Origin of the sequence: Diaminobutyricimonas aerilata (assembly GCF_002797715.1) — a bacterium.
Taxonomy (GTDB): Bacteria; Actinomycetota; Actinomycetes; order Actinomycetales; family Microbacteriaceae; genus Diaminobutyricimonas; species Diaminobutyricimonas aerilata.
In genome coordinates, this window is sequence record NZ_PGFF01000001.1 from 3,012,872 (window position 1) to 3,039,565 (window position 26,694).

Sequence of the window (26,694 nt, forward strand, 5' to 3'; positions counted from 1 at the left end):
CGGCGAACGCTCGGGCGGCGTGGATGCGGGCGTGCTGCACTGGGCGCATGGACCGCCGACCGTTCCTGCTCGCGTTGAGCACCGCATCCGTTCTCGCCCTCGCCGCGTGCGCCGCCCCGGTGACGGGCGACCCCGAACCGGTGCCGACCGGCGCCTCGTCGGCCACCGAGCAGCCGTCGGCCGGACCGGTGCAGCCCGTCGGCGAACCGGAGGTCGTGGCGGAGGGGTTCGACGTGCCGTGGTCGGTCGTGCCCCTGGGCGACGGCGGGGCGCTCGTGAGTGAACGCGGCACCGCGCTCGTCAAGCAGGTGCTCCCCGACGGCAGCGTGCGCGAGGTCGCCCAGGTGCCGGGGGTGGAACCCGCCGGCGAGGGCGGGCTGCTGGGCCTCGCCCGCCTCGACGACGGCGACTCCGTGTGGCTGTACGCCTACCTCACGGCCGCATCCGACAACCGGGTGGTGCGGATGCCGCTCACCGGCGATCCCGCCCGGCTCGCGCTCGGCGAGCCCGAGGTCGTGCTCGAGGGCATCGCGAAGAACTCGACCCACAACGGCGGGCGCATCGCGTTCGGACCGGACGGGATGCTCTACGTCACCGCCGGTGACGCGCAGCAGCGCGACGCCGCCCAGGACCCGGCGAGCCTGTCGGGCAAGATCCTGCGCATCGCGCCCGACGGCACCGTGCCCGCCGACAACCCGTTCCCGGGCTCCGCCGTCTACTCGATCGGGCACCGCAATCCGCAGGGCATCGCGTGGGACGACGGCGGGCAGTTGTGGGCGGCCGAGTTCGGGCAGAACACGTGGGACGAGTTCAACGTCATCCGCCCCGGCGCGAACTACGGCTGGCCCGTCGTCGAGGGCATCGGCGACGACCCCGCCTACGTCAACCCCGTGTACCAGTGGTCGACGAGCGAGGCGAGCCCGAGCGGGCTCGCGTTCGTCGACGGCACGTTCTTCCTCGCCGCCCTGCGCGGCCAGCGGGTGTGGGCGATCTACACCGACACGGGCGAGGCCTCGGCGGTGCCGTGGTTCGAGGGCGAGTTCGGTCGCATCCGCGACGTGACCCGCGGCCCGGACGGCGCGCTCTGGTTCCTGACGAACGACACCGGGAACGACCGGTTGATGCGCGTCGGTCTCGGGCCGTTGCAGGAGGGCTGACCTAGAATCATGGGGAACCCGGCGTCCGTCAGCGAACCACCCGAGGGGCAGCCCTGAGCATCATCCTGGGATACGACCAGACCACCCTGCACGAGATCGTCGACGTGGAGGCGGCATCGGCGCGCCTCGAGGAGATCGGGAATCAGCGTTCGACCCCGGCCGTCAACGAGAAGGTCACGCTGCTGCGACTGCTCGGCCGCATCGACGAGGCGATGGTGCTCGCGAACGAGGCCGTGCGTCAGGCCCGCTTCGGCGGCGACCGCGAGATGCTGCTGCTCGCCCGCATCCGCCGCGCCGTGCTCCTGCACGCGCAGGGCAAATCGGACCGCGCGCTCGTCGAACTCGCCGATTGCGCCACGGAGGCTGGCGCACACGACTGGCCGCAGGTGGAGGCGTTCGCCCTGCAGCACCGCGGGCGGGTGTCGTTCGACCGCGAGGACTACGAGGCCGCGCTGCGCGACTTCCGCGACGCGCTCACCATCCGCGTGCGCATCCGCGCCGAGGCGGAGCTCATCGACGGGTCGATGCTCGCGATCGCCATCACCGAGTCCAAGCTGGGTCACCCGGTCTGAACCGCCCCTCCTCCCCAGGCGGCGCGCCTCCACGGTTGCCGCGTGGGTGCGGTTGCTGTCGTCGGAACCGCTTAACCTCGATGCGTGGCTGAACTCGACCGGGTGCGCAGATGGGCGGATGCGCTGATCCATCTGCATCTGGATCCTGCGGTGTGGTCGTTCGGTTTCGACAACGCGAAGACGCGTGCCGGGCTGTGCAACTACACCGAGCACCGCATCACCGTGTCGCGTCATCTGGCCTCGCGCTTCGAAGACGACGAGATCCACCAGGTGCTGCTGCACGAGGTGGCGCACGCGATGGCGGGTCCGCGCGCCGGTCACGGCCCGCGGTGGAAGGCGATCGCGCGTGAGATCGGCTACACCGGCAAGCGACTGCACGACGGGGAGATCGCGACCGAGCTCGCCCCCTGGGTCGGTACGTGCCCGGCCGGGCACGTGCACTACCGCTACCGCCGACCGGCACGCCCGCTCGCGTGCGGGCGCTGCTCGCGCCGGTACGACCCGGCGCACGCGATCGACTGGGTCAAGCGCGCGGCGTGACGGCCCGCGCGCCGCGCGCCCGTAACTCGCTACGGTAGTTACGTGACCGCGGGCCAATGGATGACCGGCACGGACGGCCCCCGCTGGTGGTTCGAGTCCGGGGCCGTGAGCCTCGACTTCGCGTACACCGGCGAGGTCGACGGGGGCCGCGTGCAGCAGGAACAGTTCGGCCGGCCCGACGATCTCGGCGCCTGGCTCGCCGCGCGATTCGACGGCATCGACGCCCACGTCGACGACCGCGCTCTCGCGGATGCCCTGCTGCTGCGTTCCGCGATCGGTGCCGCGGCGCGCACGGTGAGCCGGAACACCGCCCCCGACGCCGACGCGATCGACACGATCAACCTCTTCGCCGCGACGCCCGACATCCCGCCCTCGCTCGAGGGCGGACGCCGCCGGGCCGGCGCCACGCGCGTGCAGGCGCGGCAGGCACTGTCGACGATCGCGCGCGACGCAGTGCGCATCCTCGGCGCCCATCCCGACCGCATCCGCGAGTGCTCCGGCGAGGACTGCGACCTCCTCTACTACGACGAGTCGCGCTCGGGCTCCCGCCGCTGGTGCGCGATGCAGCGCTGCGGCAACCGCGCGAAGGTGCGCGCGCACCGCGCCCGTGCCCGGACCGCCCGCACGGGACACACGGGACGCGCGCCCGACGGATCCGCCTGACCGCATCCGCCTGACCACGTCCGGAGCGCGGACGAGGCCGGAACCCGACGGGATCCCGGCCTCGCCTTCTCGCGCGGGTCAGTCGACGACGCGCACGTCCTTCCAGAACGCGACGTAGTTGCTGAAGTCCTTGCCGACCCGGTCGAACGCCGTCGGGTACGGGGTCGGGTAGCTCCACGCGCGATCCTGCAGCAGGGTGTCACCGTTCTTCACGCTGAAGTACTGGCACTCGCCCTTCCACGGACACGTGTACGGGGTCGGGCTCTTCTCGAGCAGGCTGTCGTTCACGCTCGACGGCGGGAAGTACCAGTTGCCCTCGATCTGGATGAGGTCCTCCTTCGGAGCCTCCGCCACCACCGTGTCGCCCAGCATCGCCTTCATGTCGCTCCTTCGTCCGAGGTCCGTCGAGGTCGGCCGGAATCCTCCGACGCCTCTCGAGGGGGAACGTTAAGCGGTGAAGCTGGATTCCCGCAGCACGGGCACGAGCGTCGACACGTCGAGCTGCGCCGCGAGGCGCACGTCGTCGGCGAAGCCGGCGTCCACGAGTTCGCGTGCCGATGCGGATGCGGAGACGAGGTGCTTGACCGCGTTACGCAGGCCGGCGAACGAGGCTCCGGCCGCGGCGGCCTCCGGCGACGTGTGATCGATGCCGAGATCGGCGAGCGCGTCGATGATCGCGCCGGCGCCGAAGAGGTCCTCGACGGCGACTCGCGTGGACCCGTCCGGCCAGCGCTCCCCGGCGGCCACGACCGCGACGCGGAACCGGTCGGCCTTCGCCTCCTGACGGGCGAGCACCCATTCGGCGACCGCGCGGCGGTTGCGCAGGCTCGCCGCGACGACCTCGACCGCCCCGCCGCCGAGCGCCGCCGAGATCGCGGAGCCGTTCGGCGAGGCGACCACGACGCGGGCGCCGGCGTGCTCGGGGCCGTACGAGGACGGGGCGAGGCTCAACTCCTCGCCGCGTCCCCCTGCCAGTCGCGCGCCGTGCGCCGCGGCGAGCGCCGCCGCGTCCTCGGGCGCCGCGGGAAGCACCGTGACGCCGTGCGAGAGGGCCACGTCGACGGTCGTCGAGAACGACAGCACGTCGACGACCACCACCACATCGACGTCGTCGAGCACCGAGCGGGCGCCGGCGAGGCCCCACTCGAAGCGCACCTGATACTTGCCCTGGTCGTACGGGTTCGTCACGCCTTCGACCCTACCGACGGGCGCCCACCGCATCCGGAGCCCGCGTCATCGGGCGACATCCGGGTTGCCGGAGCACACTGGGCACATGCGCGTGACCCTGCGACTGGTGCTCGACTGCTCGGCGGATGCGGCCTGGGAGGCGCTGCGCTCGCCCGCGGGCCTGCAGCACACGGCCGGCCCATTCATGCACGTGCGATCGCTCGAACCGGGCGGGCTGCCCGACCGGTGGGCGCTCGATGAGGATCACCGTGTCGCGACCTCGCTCTTCGGCGTGCTGCCGGCCGGCGAACAACGCATCCACCTGCACGAGGAGCGTCGCGGAACAGCACGCATCCTCGTCGACTCGGGAGCGCCCGTCACCGGACTGCTCGCGATGTTCTCGAGTTGGAAGCACCGGATGGCGGTCGCGCCGACCGCCGACGGGCGCACCCTGTACCGCGACCGCCTCGACGTCGGCGGGCCGGGCGCGCTGCTCGCCTGGCCGGTGCTGTGGGCGTTCTGGCAGTGGCGCGCGCATCGCTTGCGTCAGATGGCGCGGATGCTGCCGCTCGTCTGAGGGCCTCGACCCCGGCCGGGCTAGAGCAGCGGCAACCGGCGCACGAGTCGGTCCACGCGGTTGCGCGGACCGACGATGCTGACGGCGTAGTACTCGATGTCGTCACCGGGGATCTCGGCGAGCTGCGCGCGGTATTCGTCGTACACGCGCGTCGATTGCGCCGCGGCGGGCATGTCGGCGACGAAGGCCCCCTCGCTCGTCGCCGCCGCGGAACGCAACGAGCGCAGCTGATCGGCGGACGCCCGCAGCACCGTGCAGCCCGCCCACGGGAGTCCCGGATGCGCCGCCCCGTCGGCATCGACGGCGTCGGCGCCGAGCAGCCCCTCCACCCCGGTCGCCGTCGCGGCGGCGACGCACACGACGGCGTTGGCCGCGACGCCGGTCGGCAGTTCCTCGTTCACGACGACGACCCACTTCAGTCGCGCTGCACGCGTCGGCGCGGCGGTGTCGATCTCCTCGGTCGCGAATCCCACGGTCGATGCCACGTTCTCTCCTCATTCGTTCGGTGCTGGGGCGTCACGGTACACACATCTCCGCTGATCCCGCGCGGATGCCGAACTTCGTGCGGTGAGAGCCGTATCCTGGGCGCCGTGGACGAACTTGATCGCGCGATCCTGCGGGAATTGCAGTCGGATGCGCGGCGCAGCAATCGCGACGTCGCCGCGGCTGTCGGGGTCGCTCCGAGCACCGCCCTCGAGCGCACCCGCTCCTTGCGCGAGCGCGGCATCATCCGGGGCGCCGTGCTCGATGTCGACCTCGCCGGCATCGGCCGACCGGTGCAGGCGCTCATCGCCGTACGCATCCGGCCGCCCTCGCGCCCGGTGATCGAGGGCTTCCGCGACTGGGCCGCTTCGCTGCCGGAGACGCTCGGCGTGTTCGTCACCGCCGGCAACGAGGACTTCATCATCCACGTCGCCGTGCCCGACAACGACAGCCTCTACGGGTTCGTGATCGACCGGCTCACCGAGCGCCGCGAGGTCGCCGACGTGCGCACCTCCGTCGTCTACGAACACCTGCGGAACCCGGGCATCGCGCCCGCCTGAACCACGAGCACGCGTTCAGAGCACGGGAGTAGCGTCGAAGCATGAGCGCTCTCGAGGTCGCCGACTGGCGACGACGCGTGTTCGCGATGTACGCCGATGTGCGGGCGGATCCGGATCCCGCGTCCGCGCACGCCCGCTGGGTGGCAGCCCGCGACGAGCTGTTCGCGACGCATCCGTCCACACCGCTGCTGCCGCAGGACCGGGACGGGTTCACCGGACTGCCGGTCACCACGTACGACCCGGCCTGGCGGTTCGAGGCCGAGGTCGAGCCGGCGGACGGGCAGCGCATCGAGGTCGAGACCGGCACCGACGGCTCGGTGCCGTTCGAGCGCATCGGCGTGGTGCGACTTCCCGGCGTCGGGTCCCTCGACGTGTGGCGGCTCGCCTCCTACGCGGGCGGGCTGTTCGTGCCGGTGAAGGACGCCCTCGCCGGTCGACCGGGCGGCACCTACGGCGGCGGCCGGTACCTGCTCGACACGGTCAAGGGCGCCGACCTCGGCCCCGGATCGACCCCGGACTCCCTCGTGCTCGACTTCAACTTCGCGTACAACCCATCGTGCGCGTACGACCCGATGTGGGCCTGCCCGCTGGCCCAGCCGGGCAACGTCGTGCCCGTCGAGATCCCCGTCGGCGAGCGGTACGACGGCGAGTACTGACCCCGGTCCCCTTCGACGGGCTCATCGAACGAACGCTCGCTGAGCCTGTCGAAGCGGGTCGTACGACGTTCCCCTTCGACGGGCTCAGGGAGCGGCGCGCACTCATCCCTGGGCGAACACCGGGCCCCGGATGGGCGCATCCGCTAGACTGGAACCACTTGCAGCGCGTCGCCGCGCTTCTTGCGTCGCAGAACGCATCCCTCGCCCGGCCTCAGAGCCGCTGGTTGACATCTTCTTCGGCGAATCCGATGTGCCGCTCGGCACGATCGCCACTCCGTCCCACCGACGCGCAGAAGCATTCTGCTCCGGGACGAAATGCCCGAAAGGCACCACCTTGTCTGAAACGACATTCGGCACGCTCGGCGTGCCCGCCCCCCTCGTCTCCGTGCTCGCCGCGGACGGCAAGACCAGCCCGTTCCCCATCCAGGTCGACACGCTGCCCGACACGCTCGCCGGGCGCGACGTGCTCGGCCGCGGCAAGACCGGATCCGGCAAGACCCTCGCCTTCTCCATCCCGATGGTCTCGCGCCTCGGCGGCAAGCTCGCCGGCGGCAAGCGCCGCTCGGGCCGTCCGCTCGGCCTCGTGCTCGCGCCGACCCGTGAACTCGCGACGCAGATCGCCGCGGTCATGCAGCCCCTCGCCGAGGCGTACGGCCTCAAGACCACCACGATCTTCGGCGGCGTCTCGCAGAACCGTCAGGTCGCGGCGCTGCAGGCCGGCGTCGACATCGTCGTCGCCTGCCCCGGCCGGCTCGAAGACCTCATGAAGCAGGGCTTCGTGAGCCTCGACGCGGTCGAGATCACCGTGCTCGACGAGGCCGACCACATGGCCGACCTCGGGTTCCTGCCCGTCGTCACCCGCATCATGGACAAGACCCCGTCCGGCGGACAGCGCCTGCTCTTCAGCGCCACGCTCGACAACGGCGTGGACAAGCTCGTCAAGCGCTTCCTACGCAACGAGGTGCTGCACTCGGTCGACGAGGCGAACTCGCCGGTCGCCGCGATGACGCATCACGTGTTCGAGGTCGCCGATGCCGACGCCAAGAAGGAGCTCGTGCGCACCCTCGCCTCGGGCACCGGCCGCCGCATCCTGTTCATGCGCACCAAGCACACCGCCAAGAAGCTCGCGAAGCTGCTCACCGAGCAGGGCATCCCCGCGGTCGACCTGCACGGCAACCTGTCGCAGCCGCAGCGTGACCGCAACCTCGCCGCCTTCGGGTCCGGTGAGGTGCGCGTGCTCGTCGCGACCGACGTCGCCGCCCGCGGCGTGCACGTCGACGACGTCGAGCTCGTCATCCACGTCGACCCGCCGGCCGAGCACAAGGCGTACCTGCACCGTTCGGGTCGCACGGCGCGCGCCGGTTCCGACGGCGACGTGGTGACCATCATGACTCCGGCCCAGCGTTCGGATGTCGGGGTGCTGCTGCGCAAGGCCGGTATCAAGGTCGCGGTGCAGCAGGTCACGCCCGCCTCCCCCGCCGTCACGGAACTCGTCGGCGCGGTCGCCGAGTACGTCAAGCCCGCTCCTCGCGCGGTGCAGCAGCAGGGCGGCGGGCGCTCGCAGGGCGCGAACGCCCAGCGCAAGCGCGCCGCCCGTGAGGGTGGCGCGGAGCAGCCCCGTCGCGACCGTTCCGGTCGTCCGGCCCGCACGCGTTCGCGCGGCGGATCGGGATCGGCCGCGGCCGCCCCGGTGCGCACCGACCGCTCGAGCGCCCCGCGACTGGACCGTTCTTCCGCTGAGCCGGCCCGTGCCGTGCAGAGCGAGGCCGCTCCGGCCCGTGCGCGTGGCCCGCGTCGCGCCTCGGCCGGCGCCGGTCGCCCCATCCGCGTCGGTGACGTGGTGCGCGGCAACGGCGGCGGCGGTGCCCGTCGCTCGGGTCGCTGACCCGCAGCTGAACTCCGAAGGCCCGGCTCCCGCTTCGGCGGGGTCGGGCCTTCGTCATTCGCGGACTGGGATCCTCCGGCACCTCCTCTTCGTCGAACGTGCCCCCATCCGACGTTGCACCGCCTCCCGACGCCACGATCCGTCGGATGAAGGCACGCTCGGCGGATACGGCGGCCGCGCCTACTCGACGCGCGAGCCCGCGTACCGCTCGATGAGCGGCAGGATGCCCGCCACACCCGGAGCCGCGGCGATGTCGTCGCCGATCCGCCGGCTCGCGGCACGGTACGAGGGTTCCCCCAGCACTCGACGCACGGCCTGGCGGATCGCCTCCTCGCTCGGGCGGTTGCTGCGCAGGTCGATCCCCACCCCCGACCAGGCGACGCGCGCCGACACCTCCGCCTTGTCCTCGGTCTGACCCGCGATGACGATGGGCACGCCGTGCCGCATGGCGAAGTGCACGCCGCCGTACCCGCCGTTCGTGACGAGCACCGACGTCTTGGGCAACAGGACGTCGTAGGGCAGGAAGGGGGCGGCCCAGGCGTTCGCCGGCAGCTCGCCGAGGGCCGCCACGTCGCGACCGCCGGTGGACACGACGACGACCACGTCGACCGCGGCGAGGGCCCGGACCGTGGGCAGCAGCAGATCCTCGACGTCGGCGTTCGCGATCGTGCCCTGTGTCACGTGCACGACGGGACGCGATCCGTCGAGCTCGCTCCACCACGCCGGCAACGGCACGTCGCGGCCGCTGCGCGAGACGGGTCCGACGAAGTGGACCTCGGTCGGCAGATCCGGCCGGGGGTACTCGAAGGACGGCACCGTGAACTGCACGATCCCGTCCGCGAGCGAGGGCCAGTTCAGCACGAACGTGGGCAGTCCGTGTCCCGTGATCCCGCGCAGTCGAGCGGTCGCGTCGCGCTGCACGGAGGCGAAGACGACGCGCTGGGCCACGAAACGCAGCGCGGCGTTCCGCACCCGGCCCACGGCGCCCGGCAGCGGAGGGATGCCGAGGCCGAACGGGGCCGTGTCCCGGCTGTCGAGGCCGAGCGGCACGATGCCCATCGCGAGCACGGCTGGGCGCCGGCTCCGCGGCCGCGTGAGCAGCGGGAGGATGCCCGTGAACAACGCTTCGGTGAGCACCACGTCCGTGGGGACCGCCTCGAGCGCCGCGTCGACGGCGGCCGCCTGAGCCTCCATCGGGCGCACGAAGATCTCGCGGAAGTCGTGCGTGATGAGAGTCGGTCCCTTGAGCCCGACGCGGCCGGGGAACAGCTCGTCGATGCGCGTGTCGTCGTAGTCGGCGGCCTCGGGCAGCGGGAGCCACTCCGCGCCCGCGCTCTCGACGGCCTCCCGGTAGCGGGCGCCGGTGAGCATCCGCACCCGGTGTCCGGCGTCGGCGAGGGCCGACGCGACGGGCAGCAGCGGGGCGATGTGCCCGATGACGGGGGTCGAGCAGAACAGGATGGAGGACATGGCCAGGCTTTCGGGTTGTATGGCGTAGTATTGAATGCATCGTGACTGTACTGAATGAAGACCTACCACGCAAGACCCGCGTCTACCGCTCCGCGGTACGGGCCGCCGCCGCATCCGAGACCCGACGACGCATCGTCGACGCGGCGCTCGCGAGCTTCACCGCGGACGGTTACGCGGCCACCACCTTGCGCGCCATCGCGCAACGAGCTCGCGTGAGCGTCGAGACGGTGAACGGCCACGGCCCCAAGCGCGATCTGCTCTTCGCGGCGTTCGAGCTCGCCTTCGCCGAGCGGGAGGGCCGTGAGCCGATGGGCGAGCGTGCGGACTTCGCGGCCACGGCCGAGGTGGTCGACGCCCGTGCGTTCCTCGCCGCCCTCGTGAACGTGACGACGGACGCGTTCGCCCGCTCAGCCGGGATCTGGCGAGCGGTCAACGCGGCCGCCGACGTCGATCCGGCCGTCGCTGAGACGCTCGCGGACCTCGTCGCGCGCCGCCGGCGGGAGTTCGCCGGTCTAGTCCGCGCCTACGGCGAACGGGGCGGCACGGTGCCGAGCGACATCGATGCCGCGGTCGACGTGTTGAGTCTGGTGGTGTCGCACGAGAGCTTCACGCACCTCGTGGAGACGAGCGGATGGGCGCGCGCGCGCTTCGAACGCTGGGCGGCCGCCACGGCGGTGGCGCAGCTCGAGGCACTCGCGGCCGAGGAACGCGGGGGCGAGCCCTCGAGCTGAGCGCTCGGCGCGGGTCGTGCAGCGGTTCCCTTCGACAGGCTCAGGGAACGCACGCTCGCTGAGCCTGTCGAAGCGGGTTGTACGACGTGTTCCCTTCGACAGGCTCAGGGAACGCACGCTCGCTGAGCCTGTCGAAGCGGGTTGTACGACGTGTTCCCTTCGACAGGCTCAGGGAACGGTGCGGGTCAGCCGAGCACGCCGACGGAGGCGAGCGCCTGACGCAGGAGGGTGCCGCGGCCGCCCTCCATCTCGGCGTGGATCGACGGGCTCGACGCCTCGGCCGGAGTCATCCAGGTGAGCTCGAGCGCATCCTGGCGCGGCTCGCACGTGCCGGTCACCGGCACGACGTAGGCGAGCGCGACGGCGTGCTGCCGCTCGTCGACGTACGCACTGAGTCCCGGGATGGGGAAATACTCGGCCACCGAGAACGGCACGGGGCTGAGCGGCAGCTGCGGGAACGCCATCGGGCCGAGGTCCTTCTCGAGGTGGCGGTACAGCGCGTTGCGCAGCGTCTCACCGAACATGACGCGTCCGCTCACGAGGGTGCGCGTGATCGACCCGGCCGCATTGGCGCGCAACAGCACGCCGACCTCGGTGACCGTGCCCATCCCATCCGTGCGCACCGGTACGGCCTCGACGTAGAGCAGGGGCAGTCGCCGTCGGGTCTCCGCGAGTTCCTCGTCGGAGAGCCAGCCGGAATTCGGGTCAGGGGTGCCGACGGAACTCATGCTCCATTCTTACCCGCCGCGGCTAGCGTGGAGCACAGCGGCGCGAGGAGGATCCATGACCGCATACCGCGCACTCGATGCGAGGGCCGTGCTGTGGTCGGCCGGCGAGCACCACTGGGGCGACAAACCGCTCATCGTGCTGCTGCACGGCAGGGGCGCCCACGAGGGCGACCTTTTCGCGCTCTCGCCCGCGCTGCCGCTGAACGCGGTCGTCGCGTCAGTGCGTGCGACCGTGCCCGAGGGCGGCGGATGGTCGTGGTTCGAGCCCGCGCCGGGCACCCGGGGCGGCACCTCGCGGGAGGCGCAAGCGGATGCGTCGGCGACGGCCGTGCTCGACTGGCTGGACACCCTGCCGTTCACGCGCATCCTCACCCTCGGCTTCAGCGAGGGTGCCGCGATCGCGACCCAGCTGCTGCGCCTCGCGCCGGAACGGGTCGCCGCGACGGCGGCGATCAGCGGATACGTCGTGCGCGGCGTGCACGCGGGCGACGAACGACTCGCCGAGGTGCGTCCGCCGCTGTTCTGGGGGCGCGGCACCCTCGACGAGGTCATCCCAGCTGCCGCGATCGAGCACTCCGCCGAGTGGCTGCCGCGCCACACCCGACTCACCGAGCGCATCTACGAAGACGTCGCGCACGGCATCTCGGCGGCGGAGACGCGCGACATCGCGGCGTTCCTGCGCGAGCACCTGCGCTGAGCGCCGGCTGCGGGCTCGCAGCCGACTGTCGGTGGCTGGCGGCAGGATGAGGCGGTGAGCTCCGTCGTCGACCGTTTCTCCCGCGCCACGCGGGAGTGGTTCGACGGCGCGTTCCCGGCCCCGACCTCGGCCCAGCTCGGCGCGTGGGACGCGATCTCGACCGGGTCGCACGCCCTCGTCATCGCCCCGACCGGCTCGGGCAAGACGCTCGCCTCGTTCCTATGGGCGATCGACCGACTCGCGACCGGCGAGCTGCCCGAGGACCCGCAGCACCGCACCCGCGTGCTCTACATCTCGCCGCTCAAGGCGCTCGGCGTCGACGTGGAACGCAACCTGCGCAGTCCGCTCGTCGGGGTGACGCAGACCGCCCGGCGGCTCGGCCTCGCCGCCCCGGAGATCCGCGTCGGCGTCCGCTCGGGCGACACCCCCTCGACGGAACGTCGCGCGCTGCAGCGCACCCCGCCCGACATCCTCATCACGACGCCGGAGAGCCTGTTCCTGATGCTCACCTCGTCGGCGCGCGAGTCGCTCGTGGGGGTCGAGACCGTCATCGTCGACGAGGTGCACGCGGTCGCGGCGACCAAGCGCGGCGCCCACCTCGCCCTCTCGCTCGAGCGCCTCGACGAGCTGCTCGAGCGCCCCGCTCAACGCATCGGCCTCTCGGCGACGGTGCGGCCGCAGGAGGAGGTCGCCCGCTTCCTCGGCGGCTCCGCCCCCGTCACGATCGTCGCCCCCGCATCCGAGAAGCGGTTCGACCTGCGCGTCGTTGTTCCCGTCGACGACATGACCGAGCTCGGCACGACGACCGACCGCAACTCCGACGGCGACCTGCAGGGCTCGATCTGGCCGCACGTCGAAGAGAGCATCGTCGACCAGGTGCTTCAGTACCGCTCGACCATCGTCTTCGCCAACTCCCGGCGCCTGTCGGAGCGGCTCACCGCGCGGCTCAACGAGATCTACGCCGAACGGCTCGCGCTCGAGAACGGCGGGGCGGATGCGGCGGCCGTCGCCGAGTCGGAGCAGCGCACGTCGTACCCGGCGCAAGCGCCGGGGCAGTCCGGACTCACCTCCGGCGCCGAGCCGCTGCTCGCCCGCGCCCACCACGGCTCCGTCAGCAAGGAACAGCGCGCCACGATCGAGGACGACCTCAAGAGCGGCCGACTGCGCTGCGTCGTCGCGACCTCCTCGCTCGAACTCGGCATCGACATGGGCGCCGTCGACCAGGTGATCCAGGTGGAGTCGCCGCCGTCGGTCGCGAGCGGACTGCAGCGCGTCGGCCGCGCCGGCCACCAGGTCGGTGAGGTCTCGCGCGGCGTGCTGTATCCGAAGCACCGCGCCGACCTCATCCACTCGACCGTCGCGAGCGAACGGATGATCGCCGGGCAGATCGAGGCGCTGTCCATCCCGACCAACCCGCTCGACGTGCTCGCCCAGCAGACCGTGGCGCACGTCGCCCTCGGGTCTGCGGATGTGGAGGAGTGGTTCGACACGGTGCGCCGGAGCGCGCCGTTCGCGACGCTCCCGCGGTCGGCGTACGACGCGACCCTCGACCTGCTGAGCGGACGGTATCCGAGCGACGAGTTCGCCGAACTGCGGCCACGACTGGTGTGGGACCGCGTCGCCGGCACCATCACCGGGCGTCCCGGTGCGCAGCGTCTCGCCGTCACGAGTGGCGGCACGATCCCCGACCGCGGGCTCTTCGGCGTGTTCATCGCCGGAAGCGAGACGACCGCGAACACCGGCGGGCGCCGCGTGGGCGAGCTCGACGAGGAGATGGTCTACGAGTCCCGCGTCGGCGACGTGATCGCGCTCGGCGCGACGAGCTGGCGCATCGAGGACATCACGCACGACCGGGTCATCGTGACGCCCGCGTTCGGGCAGCCCGGGCGGGTGCCGTTCTGGAAGGGCGACGGCATCGGCCGGCCCGCGGAACTCGGTCGCGCGATCGGCGCGTTCACCCGTGAGGTGGCGACCGCATCCGCCGCGGATGCGCGTCAGCGGGTCGTGCGCGGCGGTCTCGACGAGCGTGCCGCGAACAACCTCGTCGCGTTCGTCGAGGAGCAGAAGGCGGCCACCGGCCACGTGCCGACCGACCGCACGCTCGTGGTCGAGCGCTTCCACGACGAGCTCGGCGACTGGCGCGTCGTGCTGCATTCCCCGTACGGCATGAAGGTGCACGCGCCGTGGGCGCTCGCCGTCTCCGCGCGCGTTCGCGACCGGTACGGCTACGACGGGGCAGCCGTCGCGGGCGACGACGGCATCATCGTGCGGCTGCCCGACACCGACGGCGAACCGCCGAGCGCGGAGCTGTTCGTGTTCGAGCACGACGAGCTCGAACGCACGGTGACGGATGAGGTGGGCGGGTCGGCGCTGTTCGCGGCCCGGTTCCGGGAGTGCGCGGCGCGTGCCCTTCTCCTGCCCCGCCGCGACCCCGGCCGGCGTTCCCCGCTCTGGCAGCAACGGCAGCGCGCCTCGCAACTGCTCGATGTCGCCCGCAAGTTCCCGAGCTTCCCGATCGTGCTCGAGGCCATCCGCGAGGTGCTGCAGGACGTGTACGACCTGCCCGCCCTCGCCGCGCTGACCGCCGAGATCGCGAGCCGCCGCATCCGCATCGTCGAGACGCAGACCGACCAGGCGTCGCCGTTCGCGCGGTCTCTGCTGTTCGGATATGTCGCGGCGTTCATGTACGAGGGCGACTCCCCGCTCGCGGAGCGCCGGGCAGCCGCCCTCTCGCTCGACTCGACGCTGCTCGCCGAGCTGCTGGGACGCGCGGAGCTGCGCGAGCTGCTCGACGCCAGCGTGCTCGAGCAGACCGAGCGGGAGCTGCAGCGCCTCACGCCCGACCGCAAGGCGAAGGGCATCGAGGGCGTCGTCGACCTGCTGCGGCTGCTCGGGCCGCTCAGCGTGCCGGAGATCGTCGACCGCGTCGCGGTGCTCGACGACGCTCCCCCGGTGGACGCCACCGTCATCGGCGAATGGCTCGACGGCCTCGCCCGCGCGAACCGCGTGCTGCGCGCATCCATCGCCGGCGACGACCGCTGGGCGATCATCGAAGACGCGAGCCGCTTGCGGGACGCGCTCGGGGTGCCGCTGCCGATCGGGGTGCCGACCGCGTTCGTCGAGCCGGTTCCCGATCCGCTCGGCGACCTCGTCAGCCGGTACGCCCGCACCCACGGGCCCTTCACGGTCACGGCCGTCGCCGAGCGCTTCGGTCTCGGACCGGCGGTGGCCCTGGATGCGCTGCGGCGGCTCGCCGCGGACCGCCGGGTGGTCGAGGGCGAGTTCCGGCCGGGCGCGACCGGCAGCGAGTGGGTCGACGCGGAAGTGCTGCGCCGGCTGCGATCGCGGTCGCTCGCAGCGCTGCGTCACGAGGTCGAGCCGGTGTCGCACGACACGCTCGGCCGCTTCCTCCCCGCCTGGCAGCACGTCACCTCCCCGCTGCGCGGGATCGACGGGGTCGTGCACGCCATCGAGCAGCTCAGCGGCGTCGCCCTGCCCGCGAGCGCGTGGGAGTCGCTCGTGCTGCCCGGGCGCGTGTCCGACTACTCCCCCGCCTGGCTCGACGAGCTCACCGCGACCGGTGAGGTGCTGTGGTCGGGCGCCGGCTCTCTGCCCGGAAACGACGGATGGGTGAGCCTGCACCTCGCCGAGACGGCCCACCTGACCCTGCCGGAACCGCTCGGCGAGGAGGACACCACCGACCTGCAGCGCCGCGTGCTCGACGCGCTCGCCGGCGGCGGTGCGTTCTTCTTCCGGCAGCTCTCCAATGCGGTCGGCAGCACCGACGACGCCGAACTCACGACGGCGCTGTGGGACCTCGTGTGGTCCACCCGCGTCACCAACGACACGTTCGCGCCGCTGCGCGCCCAGCTCGGCGGGCGGGGCACGACCCGCGCCGCCCGGCCCCCGCGCACCCGCGCCTACCGCGGACGCGCGCGCCCCACGATGCCGACCCAGTCCGGTCCGCCGACCGTCGGCGGCCGCTGGTCGCTGCTGCCCGGCCGCGAGCCCGACGCCACCGTGCGCGCCGCGGCGACCGCCGAGCAACTGCTCGAACGCTACGGCGTCGTCACCCGCGGCGCGGTGATGGCCGAGGGCGTGCTGGGCGGCTTCGCGACCGTGTACAAGGTGCTGAGCGGGTTCGAGGAGACCGGCCGCGCCCGCCGCGGGTACTTCGTCGAGGGGCTCGGCGCGGCGCAGTTCGCGACCGGCCCGACGGTCGACCGGCTGCGCACGTTCGCCCGGGACGAGGCGGACGACTCCCCGCCCACCGCCGTGACGCTCGCGGCGACCGATCCCGCGAACCCCTACGGCGCATCCCTGCCCTGGCCGCCCCCGGACGACCCCGAGGAGCGGGGTCACCGTCCCGGGCGCAAGGCCGGTGCCCTCGTCGTGCTCGTCGACGGGGTGCTCGCCCTCTACGTCGAGCGCGGCGGACGCACGGTGCTCACCTTCGGCGACGACGGTCTGCTCGAGGTCGCGGCGCGCTCGCTCGCCTCCACGATCCGGGCGAGCGGCGGACGAGTGCGCGTCGAGCGCGTCGACGGTGACTTCGTGGTGGGCACCCCGCTCGGAAAGGCCCTCCGCGAGGCCGGGTTCGCCGAGACCCCGCAGGGTCTGCGCCTGCGATGAGGACCACCGATGCCCGAGGGTGACACCGTCTACCAGGCGGCGAAGCGGCAGCACGCGGCCCTCGCCGGCAAGGTGCTCACCGGCTTCGACCTGCGCGTGCCTCGCTTCGCGACCTCCGACCTCACCGGCGAGACGGTGCTCGAGGTGGTCAGCCGCGGCAAGCACCTGCTGCACCGCATCGGCGACTACACGCTGCACACCCACCTCAAGATGGAGGGCGTCTGGCACGTGTACAAGCCGGGCGAACGCTGGCGGCGCCCCGCGCACCAGGCGCGAGCCGTGCTGCAGACCGAACCGGTGCAGGCCGTCGGCTTCGCGCTCGGGATCACCGAACTCATCCGCCGCTCCGAGGAGGACGACGTCGTCGGGCACCTCGGACCGGATCTGCTCGGCGCAGACTGGGATGCGGCGGAGGCGACGCGGCGGCTGACCGCCGACCCGGCCATTCCGGTGTTCGTGGCGGTGCTCGACCAGCGCAACCTCGCCGGCGTCGGCAACGTGTACGCGAACGAACTCTGCTTTCTGCGCGGCGTGCTGCCGACCCGCCCGATCGGCGAGGTCGCGGACGTGGCGGCGCTCGTGGACCTCTCGTACCGGCTGCTGCAGGCGAACCGCGACCGGATGAACCGGGTCACCACGGGGGACAGCCGCGCGGGCCAGCGCAGCTGGGTCTACGGTCGTGCGGGCCAGCCGTGCCGCCGCTGTGGCACCCGCCTGCTCGGCGGTCAGCTCGGCCGCGACGAACTGCAGGAGCGCAACACCTTCTGGTGCCCCCGCTGCCAGAGCTGAGCACCCCGCCGCCAGTCCCGCCGACACCCCCACGACAGGAGCACTCCGGATGTCGGTGGTGCGAGCGATCCTCGGACACACACACACGAGAGAGGAGCAACCATGACCATCGCCGTCACCACCCCCACCGGGAACGTCGGCTCGCGGCTCGTGCCGCTGCTCGTGCAGGCCGGGGAACGTCCGCGCGTCCTCGCGCGCGATGCGGCGAAGTTGAGCGACGCCGTGCGCGCCGCCGCGGATGTCGTCGAGGTCGACCAGGGCGACGCGGACGCCGTCGTGGCGGCCACCGAGGGCGTCGATGCGCTCTACTGGGTCGACCCGCCGACCGAGGACGACGATCCGGCGGCCGGCTACGCCCGCATGGGCGCCGTCGCGGCTCGCGCGGTGCGCGAGAACGGGATCCCGCGGGTCGTGTTCCAGAGCAGCAGCGGGGCGGATGCGCGCAGCGGCTTCGGCGAGATCGACGGACTCGGACGCACGGAGGAGCTGCTCGACGAGACGGGCGCCTCGGTCACGCACCTGCGCTGCGGGTACTTCTTCAGCAACCTGCTGATGGACGTCGACGGCCTGCGCTCGGGCATCATCACCACCACGATGCCGACCGACCTCGCCCTGCCGTGGGTCGCCCCCGGCGACATCGCCGCGGTCGCAGCCGCTCGACTGTTGTCGACGGCATGGACCGGGCGCCACACGCAAGGCGTGTACGGCCCCGCCGACCTGAGCTTCGGGGATGTGGCGCGGATCGTCGGGAGGGTGCTCGGCCGCGAGATCCGCGCCGAACAGGTGAGCGACGAGCAGACAGCCGAACAGCTGCGGTCGTTCGGCATGACCGAGAAGCAGATCGACGGCATCATCGGCATGTCGCGCGGCTTCCGGAACCCGGACTACCGGCCCGAGGATGCCCGGGACCTGCGCAGCACGACGCCGACCACGCTCGCCGCGTGGGCGCAGGAGCATCTCGCGGGAGTCATGGCCGACGGGTGAGGCGCTGGCCCTCCTGCCCGCCGCGGGTGGACCGCCTCCGACGCACGGTTGACGGCCGCCCACGCGACTGACAATGTGGACCCCGTTCACTTACTACGGAAGGGTCCCATGGCGGTCCGCATCGACCTCAACATCTCTCTCGACGGCGTCGCGATGCCCGCCGGCCAGTCCCCCGAGCATCCGATGGGCGAGGAGTGGGGCAAGATCGTCGCCCATTACGCCGCCACGCGCACCTTCCGGCGGCGGGTGCTGCACGACCCGTCGGGGGAAGGAACGACCGGGGTCGACGACCGCTACGCGGCCGCCTACTTCCACGGGGTCGGCGCGGAGATCATGGGCGCCGGGATGTTCGGACTCCACGCCTATCCGGACGACGCCGACTGGCGTGGCTGGTGGGGCGACGAGCCGCCGTTCGAAGTGCCGGTGCTCGTGCTCACCCACCGGGAGCGCCCGCCGATCGAGTTCGCCAACGGCACCCGCTTCGAGTTCCTCGCCACGAGCCCGCAGTCGGCTCTCACCCGGGCGCAGGAGCTGGCCGGCGCGGGCGACGTGCGGGTGGGCGGCGGAGCGGGCGTCGCCCGCGACTTCCTCGCCGCCGGTCTGGTCGACCGGCTGCACGTCGCCATCACGCCCGTCGTGCTCGGCCGGGGCGTGCGGCTCTGGGACGACCTCCACGAACTCGAGCGGGACTACGCCGTGACGTCAGAGGTCGCCGAGAGCGGCGTCATCCACGTCACCTTCGCGCGCTGACGAGGCTCACGCAGGCGGGTTCGCCGCGAGGTTCGCGAACAGCAGACCGCATCCGAGCAGGGCGAACACGCTCAACAGCAGGGCTCCGAGCGAGCGCCGGAACCCGGGCAGCCGGCGCACGAGGCAGATGATCGCCAGCACGAGCGCGGCGAGCGCCGCGACGGGGATGAGCACCCACCCGAAGTAGACGATGAAGAGGAACGCGCCGCCGAACGGTCCCGCCGCGCCGGGGATGGCGAGCACCGCGAGGGCGAACCACAACGGCAGCACCGCGATCACCGCGAGGATGAGGGCGAGGGTGCTCAGCAGCAGCGGGCGCTTGGCGCGATCGGGCCGCCCCGCTCGGGCGGTGTTCACTCGTGCGGTGTCGGCTGGTCGCCGCGACGCCACGCTGCGGCGTGCAGCACGACGACAGCCACGGCGGTGAGCACTCCGCACGCGACGAGCCACGGCGCGATGTCGGTGAGAAAGCCGCTGAGGACGTAGGTCGCCGGCTCGACCTCCGTGATCGAGGTGAAGATCGACTGGCCGTACCAGTAGGCGCCGAGGCCGCCCGCGATGAGCACCGCGGCGATGATCCAGAGCGCGATCACGAACGGGTTGCCGCGGATCGCCAGCGGCGACGACACGACCGGTGCGGGGACCGCCTCCGCCTGCGGTTCGGCCTCGGCCGCGGACTCCACCGGCGCGGCGGGTCGCTCCGCCTCGCGCGGCTGGGGCGGGAAGAGCTCGATGTAGTCGGCGGCGTGCGGCGTGCTCTCGGTCTCGGCACGGCGTCGCGCCGGGCGAGCGCCGGTCGCCGGGGCGCCGCTGTAACCACGCTGGAAGGCGGGGTCGTATCGCGGGTCGAAGCCCTCGGTGTCAGCCATGCGAGTCAGCCATGCGTGTCAGCCTTCGTGTGCGCCATCGGTGCGAGCGATCCCTCGCTCTCGGCGTCGAGCCTACCGGCGGCATCCCGGACGTCGCCGGGACTGCGTGCGGCTCCGCCATACCCCCGCGCGAGGGATGCGCGGGCGGTGGCGAGCGGGCACGCTGGGAGCATGCGTGGGTGGCCGAACGGGAGGGCGGGCGTCGGCGTCATCGTGCGTCGCGCGCTGTTCCTGCTGCTCGGCGGGCTCGCTGCCGTGCCGTACGCCGTGCTCGTGCTGTGGGCCGTGTCCGTCTGGGTCTCCCCGGCCGCACGCACGGGCAGGGATGCGGTCGTGGTCATCACGGTGGTGGCCCTCGCCCTGTTATGCCTGCCCGCCTTCCTGCAGGTCACCCGCGACCTCGAGCGCACCGCCGCGCGGGCACTCCTCGACGTCACCCTCCCCGATCTGCGCGGAGCCGCCGACGTGCTGCGCGGTGCCGTGTTCTTCGCCGGCCACGTGCTCACCGGAGGGCTCACCGTCGCGACGGTCGCCTTCGTTCTGCCGGTGCTCGTGACCGCGATCGTGGACGCGGTGAGCGGCGGCGGTGCGGTCGCCGCATTCGCCTCCGCACTCTTCCCCGGCTTCGACACCGCGGCCGCAACCGGCGCCGTCGTGATCGTGAGCGGACTCGTCGTCGCCGGGAGCATCGCGGGCGGGCTGCTCGCGCCGTGGTGTGCGGACGTGCTCCTCGGCCCGACGCCGGAGGAACGCGCTCGCCAGGCCGCGGAACGCGAGGCGGTCCTCGCCCGCCGCACCGACCTCGCACGGGAGCTCCACGACACCATCGGGCACGCGCTGACCGTCACCTCGCTGCAGGCCACGGCGGCCGCCCGCATACTCGACACCGATCCGGAGGCCGCTCGAGCGGCACTCGGCGAGATCGAGCGGATCGGCCGCCGTGCCGCGGGTGACCTCGACTACGCCCTCGGAGTGCTCCGTTCGGGTGAGCAGGCGGCCGCACGTGCTCCCGCGCCGACGCTCGCGGCGCTCGGCGACCTCACCGGCGACGCGCGCGCCGCCGGTCTCGACCTCGACCTCGTCGTCTCGGGAGACCTCGCCGAGCTGCCCGACAGCCTCTCGCGCGAGCTGTACCGCGTCGCCCAGGAGGGACTCACCAACGCTCTGCGCCACGGGTCGGGGCGCACCGCGCGCCTCGAGGTGCGCGTCGACGCGCACGCGCGGCTGGAGCTGTCCAACCCCGTCGCCCCGGAGGCACCGCCGCCGCGCGCGGGCCGCGGACTCACGGGCATCCGGGAACGCCTCGCGGTGCTGCAGGGCGAGGTGCGCATCGAATCGGGCGACGGCCTATGGCGGCTGGTCGCGACCGCTCCCCTGCGCACGGGGAGCCGCCGATGAGCGGCGCCGTCATCCGCCTCGCGATCGTCGACGACGAGGCGCTCGTGCGCGGCGGCCTGCGCGCGATCCTCGCCGTTGAGCCCGACCTCGAGATCGTCGGGGAGGCGGCGGACGGCGACGAGGTGCCCGCCCTCGTCGCTTCGACGCGTCCCGACGTGGTGCTGATGGACGTGCGGATGCCCCGCATCGACGGCCTTCGGGCGACCGAGACGCTGCTCCGCGCCGGAGCGGACGCTCCCCGCGTGCTCGTGCTCACCACGTTCGAGAGCGACGACTACGTGTACGAGGCCCTCCGGATCGGCGCCTCGGGTTTCGTGCTCAAACGCGCGCAGCCCGAGGAGCTCGCTCGCGCCATCCGCGTGGTGGCGCACGACGACGTGCTGCTGTATCCCGTCGCGGTGCGCCGTCTCGCGGCGCTGCGCGGACCCGCTCCCGCCGCGGAGCGGCTCTCCGCCCGGCTGAGCGGCCGGGAGCAGGAGGTGCTGCGGCTCGTCGCTCAGGGGTTGAGCAATGCCGAGATCGCGGCCCGGTTGTTCCTGGCCCTCGAGACGGTGAAGTCGCACGTCGCGGCGATCCTCGTGAAGCTCGGCGTGCGCGACCGCACCCAGGCCGTCGTCGCCGCCTACGAGAGCGGCTTCATCCGTCCGGGCGCCGAGTAGCACCCGACGGAGGGGTCGGCGTTTCCCCCGGGGGAGGTGTCCTCCGGCTCGTGCGAGGGATCCGCCGCTTCAGCCCGCCGCGGACGCTGGGAGCATGACCAGTTCACCTCCCGTTCCCACCGCATCCGTCGCCACATCCCGACGTGCGACCGGCACGTCGCGATCCTCCATTCCCGCGGCCGCCGCCCTGCTCGCGTCGCTCCTCGGCCTCGCGGCGGCGGCGCTCTGGCTGCTCGAGCTGTTGCCCTACCCCTTCGCGTCCGAGCCGGGCACGCTCAAGCTCGCCGTCGCCGAGTTCCTTCCGCGCGGCGTCATGATCGCCGGCGTCGCGCTGCTCGGAGCGGTCGGCGCCGCCATCGCACTGCGGATGCTGCGGGCGTCGCACCGCACGGGTGTCGCACCGACGGTGATGGCGGGAGCCGTGCTCGCGGTGACCGTGCTCGTCGTCGCCGACGCCCGGCTCATGGCGTTCCTCGGCTACGCGTTGAGCCTGCGCATGCCCCCGCTCGACGACCAGATCGCCACCCAGGCGGCGTTCGTCGTCGGTGGACTGTTGTGGCTCGGGGCGGCCGTCTCCGGGGCGCGACGCGGTCGCCGGCGGGTGCACACCGACGGCCGACCCGCGTCCCGCACGGCACGCGCGGCTGCGATCGTGGCGCTGCTCGTGCCCCTGGTCTACGCGAGCACCCGCTTCGCGTGGGCCGCGGGCATCCCCCTCGGCATCAGCGACGACATGATGCGGCAGGGGCAGCAGTCGGGCCTGTGGTTGATCGGCCTCGGGCTCGCGCTCGTCGCGACCGTGGGCGGATTGCTCGCGTTGGGTCTCGTGCAGCGCTGGGGCGAACGCTTCCCCCGATGGGTCCCCGTGCTCGGTGAGCGTCGAGTCCCCGTGCTGCTGGCGGTCATCCCCGCCTCTGTCGCCGCGGCATCGATCACCGCATCCGGCATCGGGTTCGTGCGCGTCATCGTCTCCGGCGAGATGCCCCTCACGGGCAACTGGACGACGATCGGCCCCGAGCTGCTCTGGCCGCTGTGGGGCGTCGCGCTCGCCGTCGCGACCGTCGCCTACGCCCGACGCCGCGTCGCGTGGGCTCCTCGGGCGGAGCTCACGGCGTGGTGACTCAGTCGGGTTGCTCGGAGAGCCGCCACACCCGCGGCATGACGAGCGACCCGTCGAACTCCTCGAAGTGATCGACGAACCGGCCGATGTGCGCCTGCCAGCGCTCGTTGGCCGGGTCGTCGTCGAGGGCCGTCATGGCGGCGGCGAAGTCGTCGCATTCGACGAGGTGGAAGAGGTCGCGGCCGCTGCGCCAGATCGTCCAGTCGCGGATGCCGAGCCGGGCGAAGCTCGCGGCGAGGTCGGCGGGGATGCGCTCGTGCTCGACCTCGTACTCCGCTTCAAGCCCCTCCCGCAGAACGGAATGCAGTGCGACGCGCATCGGCCTCTCCCTCGTATGCCTATAGGAAATAGTAATAGGCTGGCAGAGACGAGCGAAAGGACCCTCGGATGCGACTGCAGCGTCTCGGCGACCCCGGCCACGAGATCCCCGTGGCGGTCGACGACCACGGAACCTGGGACCTGCGCGGCCTCACCGACGACATCGACGGTGCGTTCCTGGCCGACGACGGCATCCGGCGGGTGCGCGAAGCACTCCAGGCGGAGAGCCTGCCCGCGCTCGAGGACCCGGCCGACGGCAGTGCGCTCCGCGTAGGAGCGCCCATCGCCCGCCCGTCCGCCGTCATCTGCATCGGCATGAACTACGCCGCCCACGCCCGTGAATCCGGGGCGGAGCCGCCGACCGACATCGTGGTCTTCCACAAGCACCCGAACACCGTCGTCGGACCGTTCGACGACATCCTGCTGCCGCCCGGATCGACTACGACGGATTGGGAGGTCGAGCTCGGCGTCGTCATCGGACGGCGCGCCCGCTACCTGCCGTCGCGCGAGGCCGCGCTCGAGTGCATCGCCGGCTTCGTGCTCACCGACGACGTGTCCGAGCGGGAGCACCAGATCCAGCGATCCGGCGGGCAGTGGAGCAAGGGCAAGAGCTTCGAGACCTTCAACCCGGTCGGCCCGTGGTTCGTGCCGCGAGATGAGCTCGGTGACGGCTCGGGGCTGCGCCTCACCTCGCGCGTCAACGGCGAGACCCGGCAGAACTCGAACACCGACGACCTCATCTTCGACGTCGCCGAGATCGTGCACCGGTTGAGCCGGTTCACGGTGCTCGAGCCGGGCGACCTCATCAACACGGGCACGCCGGAAGGCGTGGGCCTGTCCGGCCGCTTCCCGTACCTGGCGGCCGGGGACGTGGTCGAGGTCGAGATCGCCGGGCTCGGCAGCCAGCGCTCCACGGTGCGCGCGGCGGAGGTGGCGTCGTGAGCGACTTCGAGGGACTCGTCGCGGCCGTGACGGGCGGGGCGTCCGGGCTCGGCAAGGCGGTGGCCGAGGAACTGCAGCGCCGCGGCGCCCGCGTGTACTGTCTCGACCTCGCGCCTGACGGCGTGGACGCGCCACTCACGGGCATCCGCTGCGACATCTCGGACGATGCGAGCGTGCGCGACGCGATCGGCGCGGTCGTCGCGGATGCGGGCCGCCTCGACGTCGTCGTCGCGAACGCCGGCATCGGCGCGCAGGGCGACATCGAGTCGAACGACGACGACGAGTGGCTACGCGTGCTCAACGTCAACGTCGTCGGGTCGGCGCGCACGGTGCGGCACGCCATGCCGCATCTGCGCGAGTCCCCGTCCGCCGCGGTCGTGTTCACGAGCTCGGTCGCCGCGTCGATCGGACTGCCGCAGCGCGTGCTGTACTCGGCGTCGAAGGGCGCGATCTCGGCGATGACGCTCGCGATCGCGACGGACTGCCTGCCGCTCGGCATCCGCGTGAACGCCGTCGCGCCCGGCACCGCCGACACCCCGTGGGTGGGCCGGTTGCTCGACAGCGCGGCGGATCCGGATGCCGAACGTGCCGCCCTCGAGGCGCGTCAGCCGAGCGGACGCCTCGTCGCCCCGGCGGAGGTCGCCGACGCGGTCGCGTACCTCGCCTCGCCGCGCTCCGGCAGCACCAACGGCGTCATCCTGGCCGTGGACGGCGGCATGGAGTCGCTGCGCCCACGACGCTGAATCCGCTGCCGGACGGTGCTCGCTGAGCGGCGGCGCTCGCTGAGCCCGTCGAAGCGGGCCGCACGGCGATTCCCTTCGACAAGCTCAGGGAACGGCACGCGAGGTCGTTCGCTGAGCCTGTCGAAGCGGGTCGTACGACGGTTCCCTTCGACAGGCTCAGGGAACGCGCGCCTCGAGCGTGCCCGTTGGCGACACCATTCGCCCCGTGAAGGGCGTCTTCCGTCGCGAACGGGCACGTTCGGCGGTTCCCTTCGACAGGCTCAGGGAACGGCGGGCGCACGAGCGCGCGTCAGGCGGGGGCGAAGAGGTGCGCGGCGATGCTCGCGGGCAGCATCTCCATCCCGGCGCCGGGCGTGAGCGGAGCGCGGTAGGCGCCGCCCGTCACCTCGACGGGCGCGGTGAAGTGCTCGTGCAGGTGCTTCGTGTACTCGATCACCCGGCCCTCACGCGTGCCCGAGACGGCGACGAAGTCGAACATCGACAAGTGCTGCACCGCCTCGCAGAGGCCCACGCCTCCCGCGTGCGGACACACCGGCACCCCGAACTTGGCGGCGAGCAGCAGGATGGCGACGTTCTCGTTCACGCCGGCGACACGGGTCGCGTCGATCTGCACGATGTCCGTCGCCTCCGCCTGCAGCAGCTGCTTGAACAGCACCCGGTTCATGCCGTGCTCGCCCGTGGCGACGCGGATCGGATGCACACCGCGGGCGATCGCCGCATGGGCGAGCACGTCGTCGGGGCTGGTCGGCTCCTCGATCCAGGCCAGATCGAACTCGGCGAGCGCGTTCACCCACTCGATAGCCTGATCGCGATCCCACCGCTGGTTCGCATCGATGGCGATGCGGATGTCCGGACCGACCACATCGCGCGCGATACGCAAGCGGCGGATGTCGTCGTCGAGGTCGTCGCCCACCTTCAGCTTGATCTGCCGGAAGCCGTCGTCGACCGCTTCCCGCGCGAGCCGGGCGAGCTTCTCGTCCGAGTAGCCGAGCCAGCCCGGGGTCGTCGTGTAGCCGGGGTAGCCCTCGGCGAGCAGCGCGGTCTCGCGGTCCGCGCGACCCGGCTCGGCACGGCGCAGGATGTCGAGCGCCTCCTCCGGCGTCAACGCATCCGTCAAGTAGCGGAAGTCGACGAGGTCGACGAGCTGCTCGGGCGTCATCCGCGCGAGCAGCTGCCAGAGCGGCAGGCCGGCGCGCTTCGCCGCGAGATCCCAGAACGCGTTGACGACCGCACCGATCGCCATGTGCATCGCACCCTTCTCGGGCCCGAGCCACCGCAGCTGCGAGTCGTGCACGAGACGGCGCCAGAAGCCGCCGAGGTCAGCGAGGATCGCGTCGACGTCGGCACCGACCACGATGTGGCCGAGGGCGTCGATCGCGGCGACCTGCACGTCGTTGCCGCGCCCGATGGTGAAGACGAACGCATGTCCTTCGAGCCCGTCGAGGGCGTCGGTGGTCACCTTCAGGTACGCCGCCGAGTAGTCGGGGTCGGGATTCATGGCGTCAGACCCGTCGAGCATGAGCGAGGTGGGGAATCGCACGTCGAAGGTCTCGAATCCGGTGACGATACTCACGGCGCGCTCCTCTGCGGTCGGTGGCTTGTTC

The 26,694-nt window shown here is 72.4% G+C and carries 28 protein-coding genes; 19 read left to right on the forward strand and 9 right to left on the reverse strand.

Annotation, left to right across the window (positions count from 1 at the left end):
* Window positions 1-47 precede the first annotated feature (47 nt).
* From CLV46_RS14365 to CLV46_RS14380, 4 genes are all read left to right on the forward strand, one after another.
* Window positions 48-1,157: a PQQ-dependent sugar dehydrogenase gene (locus CLV46_RS14365; protein WP_100365411.1), complete on the forward strand. Its 1,110-nt coding sequence runs from the start codon at window positions 48-50 to the stop codon at window positions 1,155-1,157.
* Window positions 1,158-1,261: 104 nt separating this feature from the next.
* A complete protein-coding gene (locus tag CLV46_RS14370) occupies window positions 1,262-1,729 on the forward strand; it encodes a tetratricopeptide repeat protein (RefSeq protein ID WP_100365412.1) in 468 nt (155 codons plus the stop codon).
* 84 nt (window positions 1,730-1,813) lie between these two features.
* Entirely contained in the window at window positions 1,814-2,269 is a 456-nt protein-coding gene (locus tag CLV46_RS14375) for a SprT-like domain-containing protein (RefSeq protein WP_100365413.1), read from the forward strand.
* Window positions 2,270-2,311: 42 nt separating this feature from the next.
* Window positions 2,312-2,932, forward strand: coding sequence for a CGNR zinc finger domain-containing protein (locus CLV46_RS14380; RefSeq protein WP_245866889.1), 621 nt, complete (start codon window positions 2,312-2,314; stop codon window positions 2,930-2,932).
* Window positions 2,933-3,010: 78 nt separating this feature from the next.
* Here the strand turns inward: CLV46_RS14380 and CLV46_RS14385 are convergent, their stop codons facing one another.
* The gene (locus tag CLV46_RS14385) at window positions 3,011-3,313 is read right to left on the reverse strand and encodes a DUF427 domain-containing protein (RefSeq protein ID WP_100365415.1); all 303 of its coding nucleotides are present in this window, start codon (window positions 3,311-3,313) and stop codon (window positions 3,011-3,013) included.
* Between the two features lie 66 nt (window positions 3,314-3,379).
* Window positions 3,380-4,120 carry a 2-phosphosulfolactate phosphatase gene (locus tag CLV46_RS14390; protein ID WP_211282205.1) on the reverse strand — a complete coding sequence of 247 codons (741 nt, stop codon included), beginning with the start codon at window positions 4,118-4,120 and terminating at the stop codon, window positions 3,380-3,382.
* A gap of 85 nt (window positions 4,121-4,205) precedes the next feature.
* On the opposite strand from CLV46_RS14390, the gene CLV46_RS14395 reads away from it, so the two are divergent.
* Window positions 4,206-4,676 (forward strand): hypothetical protein, encoded by a 471-nt coding sequence (locus tag CLV46_RS14395; protein WP_100365417.1) that lies wholly within the window; start codon window positions 4,206-4,208, stop codon window positions 4,674-4,676.
* Window positions 4,677-4,696: 20 nt separating this feature from the next.
* Here the strand turns inward: CLV46_RS14395 and CLV46_RS14400 are convergent, their stop codons facing one another.
* Complete coding sequence (locus CLV46_RS14400) at window positions 4,697-5,161, reverse strand: DUF2000 domain-containing protein (RefSeq protein ID WP_100365418.1); 465 nt, start codon at window positions 5,159-5,161, stop codon at window positions 4,697-4,699.
* Window positions 5,162-5,266: 105 nt separating this feature from the next.
* Between CLV46_RS14400 and CLV46_RS14405 the strand changes: the two genes are divergently transcribed.
* From CLV46_RS14405 to CLV46_RS14415, 3 genes are all read left to right on the forward strand, one after another.
* Window positions 5,267-5,719, forward strand: coding sequence for an Lrp/AsnC family transcriptional regulator (locus CLV46_RS14405; protein ID WP_100365419.1), 453 nt, complete (start codon window positions 5,267-5,269; stop codon window positions 5,717-5,719).
* Between the two features lie 41 nt (window positions 5,720-5,760).
* Window positions 5,761-6,375: a DUF1684 domain-containing protein gene (locus CLV46_RS14410; protein ID WP_100365420.1), complete on the forward strand. Its 615-nt coding sequence runs from the start codon at window positions 5,761-5,763 to the stop codon at window positions 6,373-6,375.
* 334 nt (window positions 6,376-6,709) lie between these two features.
* Complete coding sequence (locus tag CLV46_RS14415) at window positions 6,710-8,260, forward strand: DEAD/DEAH box helicase (protein WP_100365421.1); 1,551 nt, start codon at window positions 6,710-6,712, stop codon at window positions 8,258-8,260.
* A gap of 180 nt (window positions 8,261-8,440) precedes the next feature.
* On the opposite strand, the gene CLV46_RS14420 is transcribed toward CLV46_RS14415, so the two are convergent.
* Window positions 8,441-9,730 carry a glycosyltransferase gene (locus tag CLV46_RS14420; RefSeq protein ID WP_100365422.1) on the reverse strand — a complete coding sequence of 430 codons (1,290 nt, stop codon included), beginning with the start codon at window positions 9,728-9,730 and terminating at the stop codon, window positions 8,441-8,443.
* Window positions 9,731-9,771: 41 nt separating this feature from the next.
* Between CLV46_RS14420 and CLV46_RS14425 the strand changes: the two genes are divergently transcribed.
* Complete coding sequence (locus CLV46_RS14425; RefSeq protein ID WP_157802346.1) at window positions 9,772-10,461, forward strand: TetR/AcrR family transcriptional regulator; 690 nt, start codon at window positions 9,772-9,774, stop codon at window positions 10,459-10,461.
* Window positions 10,462-10,646: 185 nt separating this feature from the next.
* Here the strand turns inward: CLV46_RS14425 and CLV46_RS14430 are convergent, their stop codons facing one another.
* Complete coding sequence (locus CLV46_RS14430; protein ID WP_100365424.1) at window positions 10,647-11,189, reverse strand: NUDIX hydrolase family protein; 543 nt, start codon at window positions 11,187-11,189, stop codon at window positions 10,647-10,649.
* 55 nt (window positions 11,190-11,244) lie between these two features.
* Here CLV46_RS14430 and CLV46_RS14435 point away from each other — a divergent pair, with 55 nt between their 5' ends.
* The 5 genes from CLV46_RS14435 to CLV46_RS14455 all read left to right on the forward strand — a co-directional run bounded on the left by CLV46_RS14435 (window position 11,245) and on the right by CLV46_RS14455 (window position 19,041).
* On the forward strand, window positions 11,245-11,886 hold the full coding sequence (locus CLV46_RS14435) for an alpha/beta hydrolase (protein WP_100365425.1): 642 nt from the start codon (window positions 11,245-11,247) through the stop codon (window positions 11,884-11,886).
* Window positions 11,887-11,940: 54 nt separating this feature from the next.
* Window positions 11,941-16,518 (forward strand): ATP-dependent helicase, encoded by a 4,578-nt coding sequence (locus CLV46_RS14440; protein ID WP_100365426.1) that lies wholly within the window; start codon window positions 11,941-11,943, stop codon window positions 16,516-16,518.
* A 9-nt stretch (window positions 16,519-16,527) separates the two neighbouring features.
* Window positions 16,528-17,307 carry a DNA-formamidopyrimidine glycosylase family protein gene (locus tag CLV46_RS14445; protein WP_100365427.1) on the forward strand — a complete coding sequence of 260 codons (780 nt, stop codon included), beginning with the start codon at window positions 16,528-16,530 and terminating at the stop codon, window positions 17,305-17,307.
* 102 nt (window positions 17,308-17,409) lie between these two features.
* Window positions 17,410-18,291: an NmrA family NAD(P)-binding protein gene (locus tag CLV46_RS14450; RefSeq protein ID WP_100365428.1), complete on the forward strand. Its 882-nt coding sequence runs from the start codon at window positions 17,410-17,412 to the stop codon at window positions 18,289-18,291.
* A gap of 108 nt (window positions 18,292-18,399) precedes the next feature.
* Window positions 18,400-19,041, forward strand: coding sequence for a dihydrofolate reductase family protein (locus CLV46_RS14455; RefSeq protein WP_100365429.1), 642 nt, complete (start codon window positions 18,400-18,402; stop codon window positions 19,039-19,041).
* A gap of 6 nt (window positions 19,042-19,047) precedes the next feature.
* On the opposite strand, the gene CLV46_RS14460 is transcribed toward CLV46_RS14455, so the two are convergent.
* Window positions 19,048-19,398, reverse strand: coding sequence for a hypothetical protein (locus CLV46_RS14460; protein ID WP_100365430.1), 351 nt, complete (start codon window positions 19,396-19,398; stop codon window positions 19,048-19,050).
* Window positions 19,395-19,910: a hypothetical protein gene (locus tag CLV46_RS14465; RefSeq protein WP_100365431.1), complete on the reverse strand. Its 516-nt coding sequence runs from the start codon at window positions 19,908-19,910 to the stop codon at window positions 19,395-19,397. Before CLV46_RS14465 ends, CLV46_RS14460 begins: the two co-directional genes overlap by 4 nt.
* Window positions 19,911-20,081: 171 nt before the next feature.
* Between CLV46_RS14465 and CLV46_RS14470 the strand changes: the two genes are divergently transcribed.
* The 3 genes from CLV46_RS14470 to CLV46_RS14480 all read left to right on the forward strand — a co-directional run bounded on the left by CLV46_RS14470 (window position 20,082) and on the right by CLV46_RS14480 (window position 23,087).
* Window positions 20,082-21,308 (forward strand): sensor histidine kinase, encoded by a 1,227-nt coding sequence (locus CLV46_RS14470; protein ID WP_100365432.1) that lies wholly within the window; start codon window positions 20,082-20,084, stop codon window positions 21,306-21,308.
* Window positions 21,305-21,967 (forward strand): response regulator, encoded by a 663-nt coding sequence (locus CLV46_RS14475; RefSeq protein WP_100365433.1) that lies wholly within the window; start codon window positions 21,305-21,307, stop codon window positions 21,965-21,967. The genes CLV46_RS14470 and CLV46_RS14475 overlap by 4 nt, the downstream gene beginning before the upstream one ends.
* A 94-nt stretch (window positions 21,968-22,061) precedes the next feature.
* Window positions 22,062-23,087, forward strand: a complete 1,026-nt coding sequence (locus CLV46_RS14480) for a hypothetical protein (protein WP_100365434.1) — start codon at window positions 22,062-22,064, stop codon at window positions 23,085-23,087.
* Between the two features lies 1 nt (window position 23,088).
* Here the strand turns inward: CLV46_RS14480 and CLV46_RS14485 are convergent, their stop codons facing one another.
* Entirely contained in the window at window positions 23,089-23,406 is a 318-nt protein-coding gene (locus CLV46_RS14485; RefSeq protein ID WP_100365435.1) for an L-rhamnose mutarotase, read from the reverse strand.
* A gap of 68 nt (window positions 23,407-23,474) precedes the next feature.
* On the opposite strand from CLV46_RS14485, the gene CLV46_RS14490 reads away from it, so the two are divergent.
* Both CLV46_RS14490 and CLV46_RS14495 read left to right on the forward strand, forming a co-directional pair.
* Entirely contained in the window at window positions 23,475-24,347 is an 873-nt protein-coding gene (locus CLV46_RS14490; RefSeq protein WP_100365436.1) for a fumarylacetoacetate hydrolase family protein, read from the forward strand.
* The gene (locus CLV46_RS14495) at window positions 24,344-25,090 is read left to right on the forward strand and encodes an SDR family NAD(P)-dependent oxidoreductase (RefSeq protein WP_100365437.1); all 747 of its coding nucleotides are present in this window, start codon (window positions 24,344-24,346) and stop codon (window positions 25,088-25,090) included. Before CLV46_RS14490 ends, CLV46_RS14495 begins: the two co-directional genes overlap by 4 nt.
* A 289-nt stretch (window positions 25,091-25,379) precedes the next feature.
* Here the strand turns inward: CLV46_RS14495 and CLV46_RS14500 are convergent, their stop codons facing one another.
* Entirely contained in the window at window positions 25,380-26,663 is a 1,284-nt protein-coding gene (locus tag CLV46_RS14500; RefSeq protein ID WP_100366080.1) for an enolase C-terminal domain-like protein, read from the reverse strand.
* Between the last annotated feature and the right edge of the window lie 31 nt (window positions 26,664-26,694).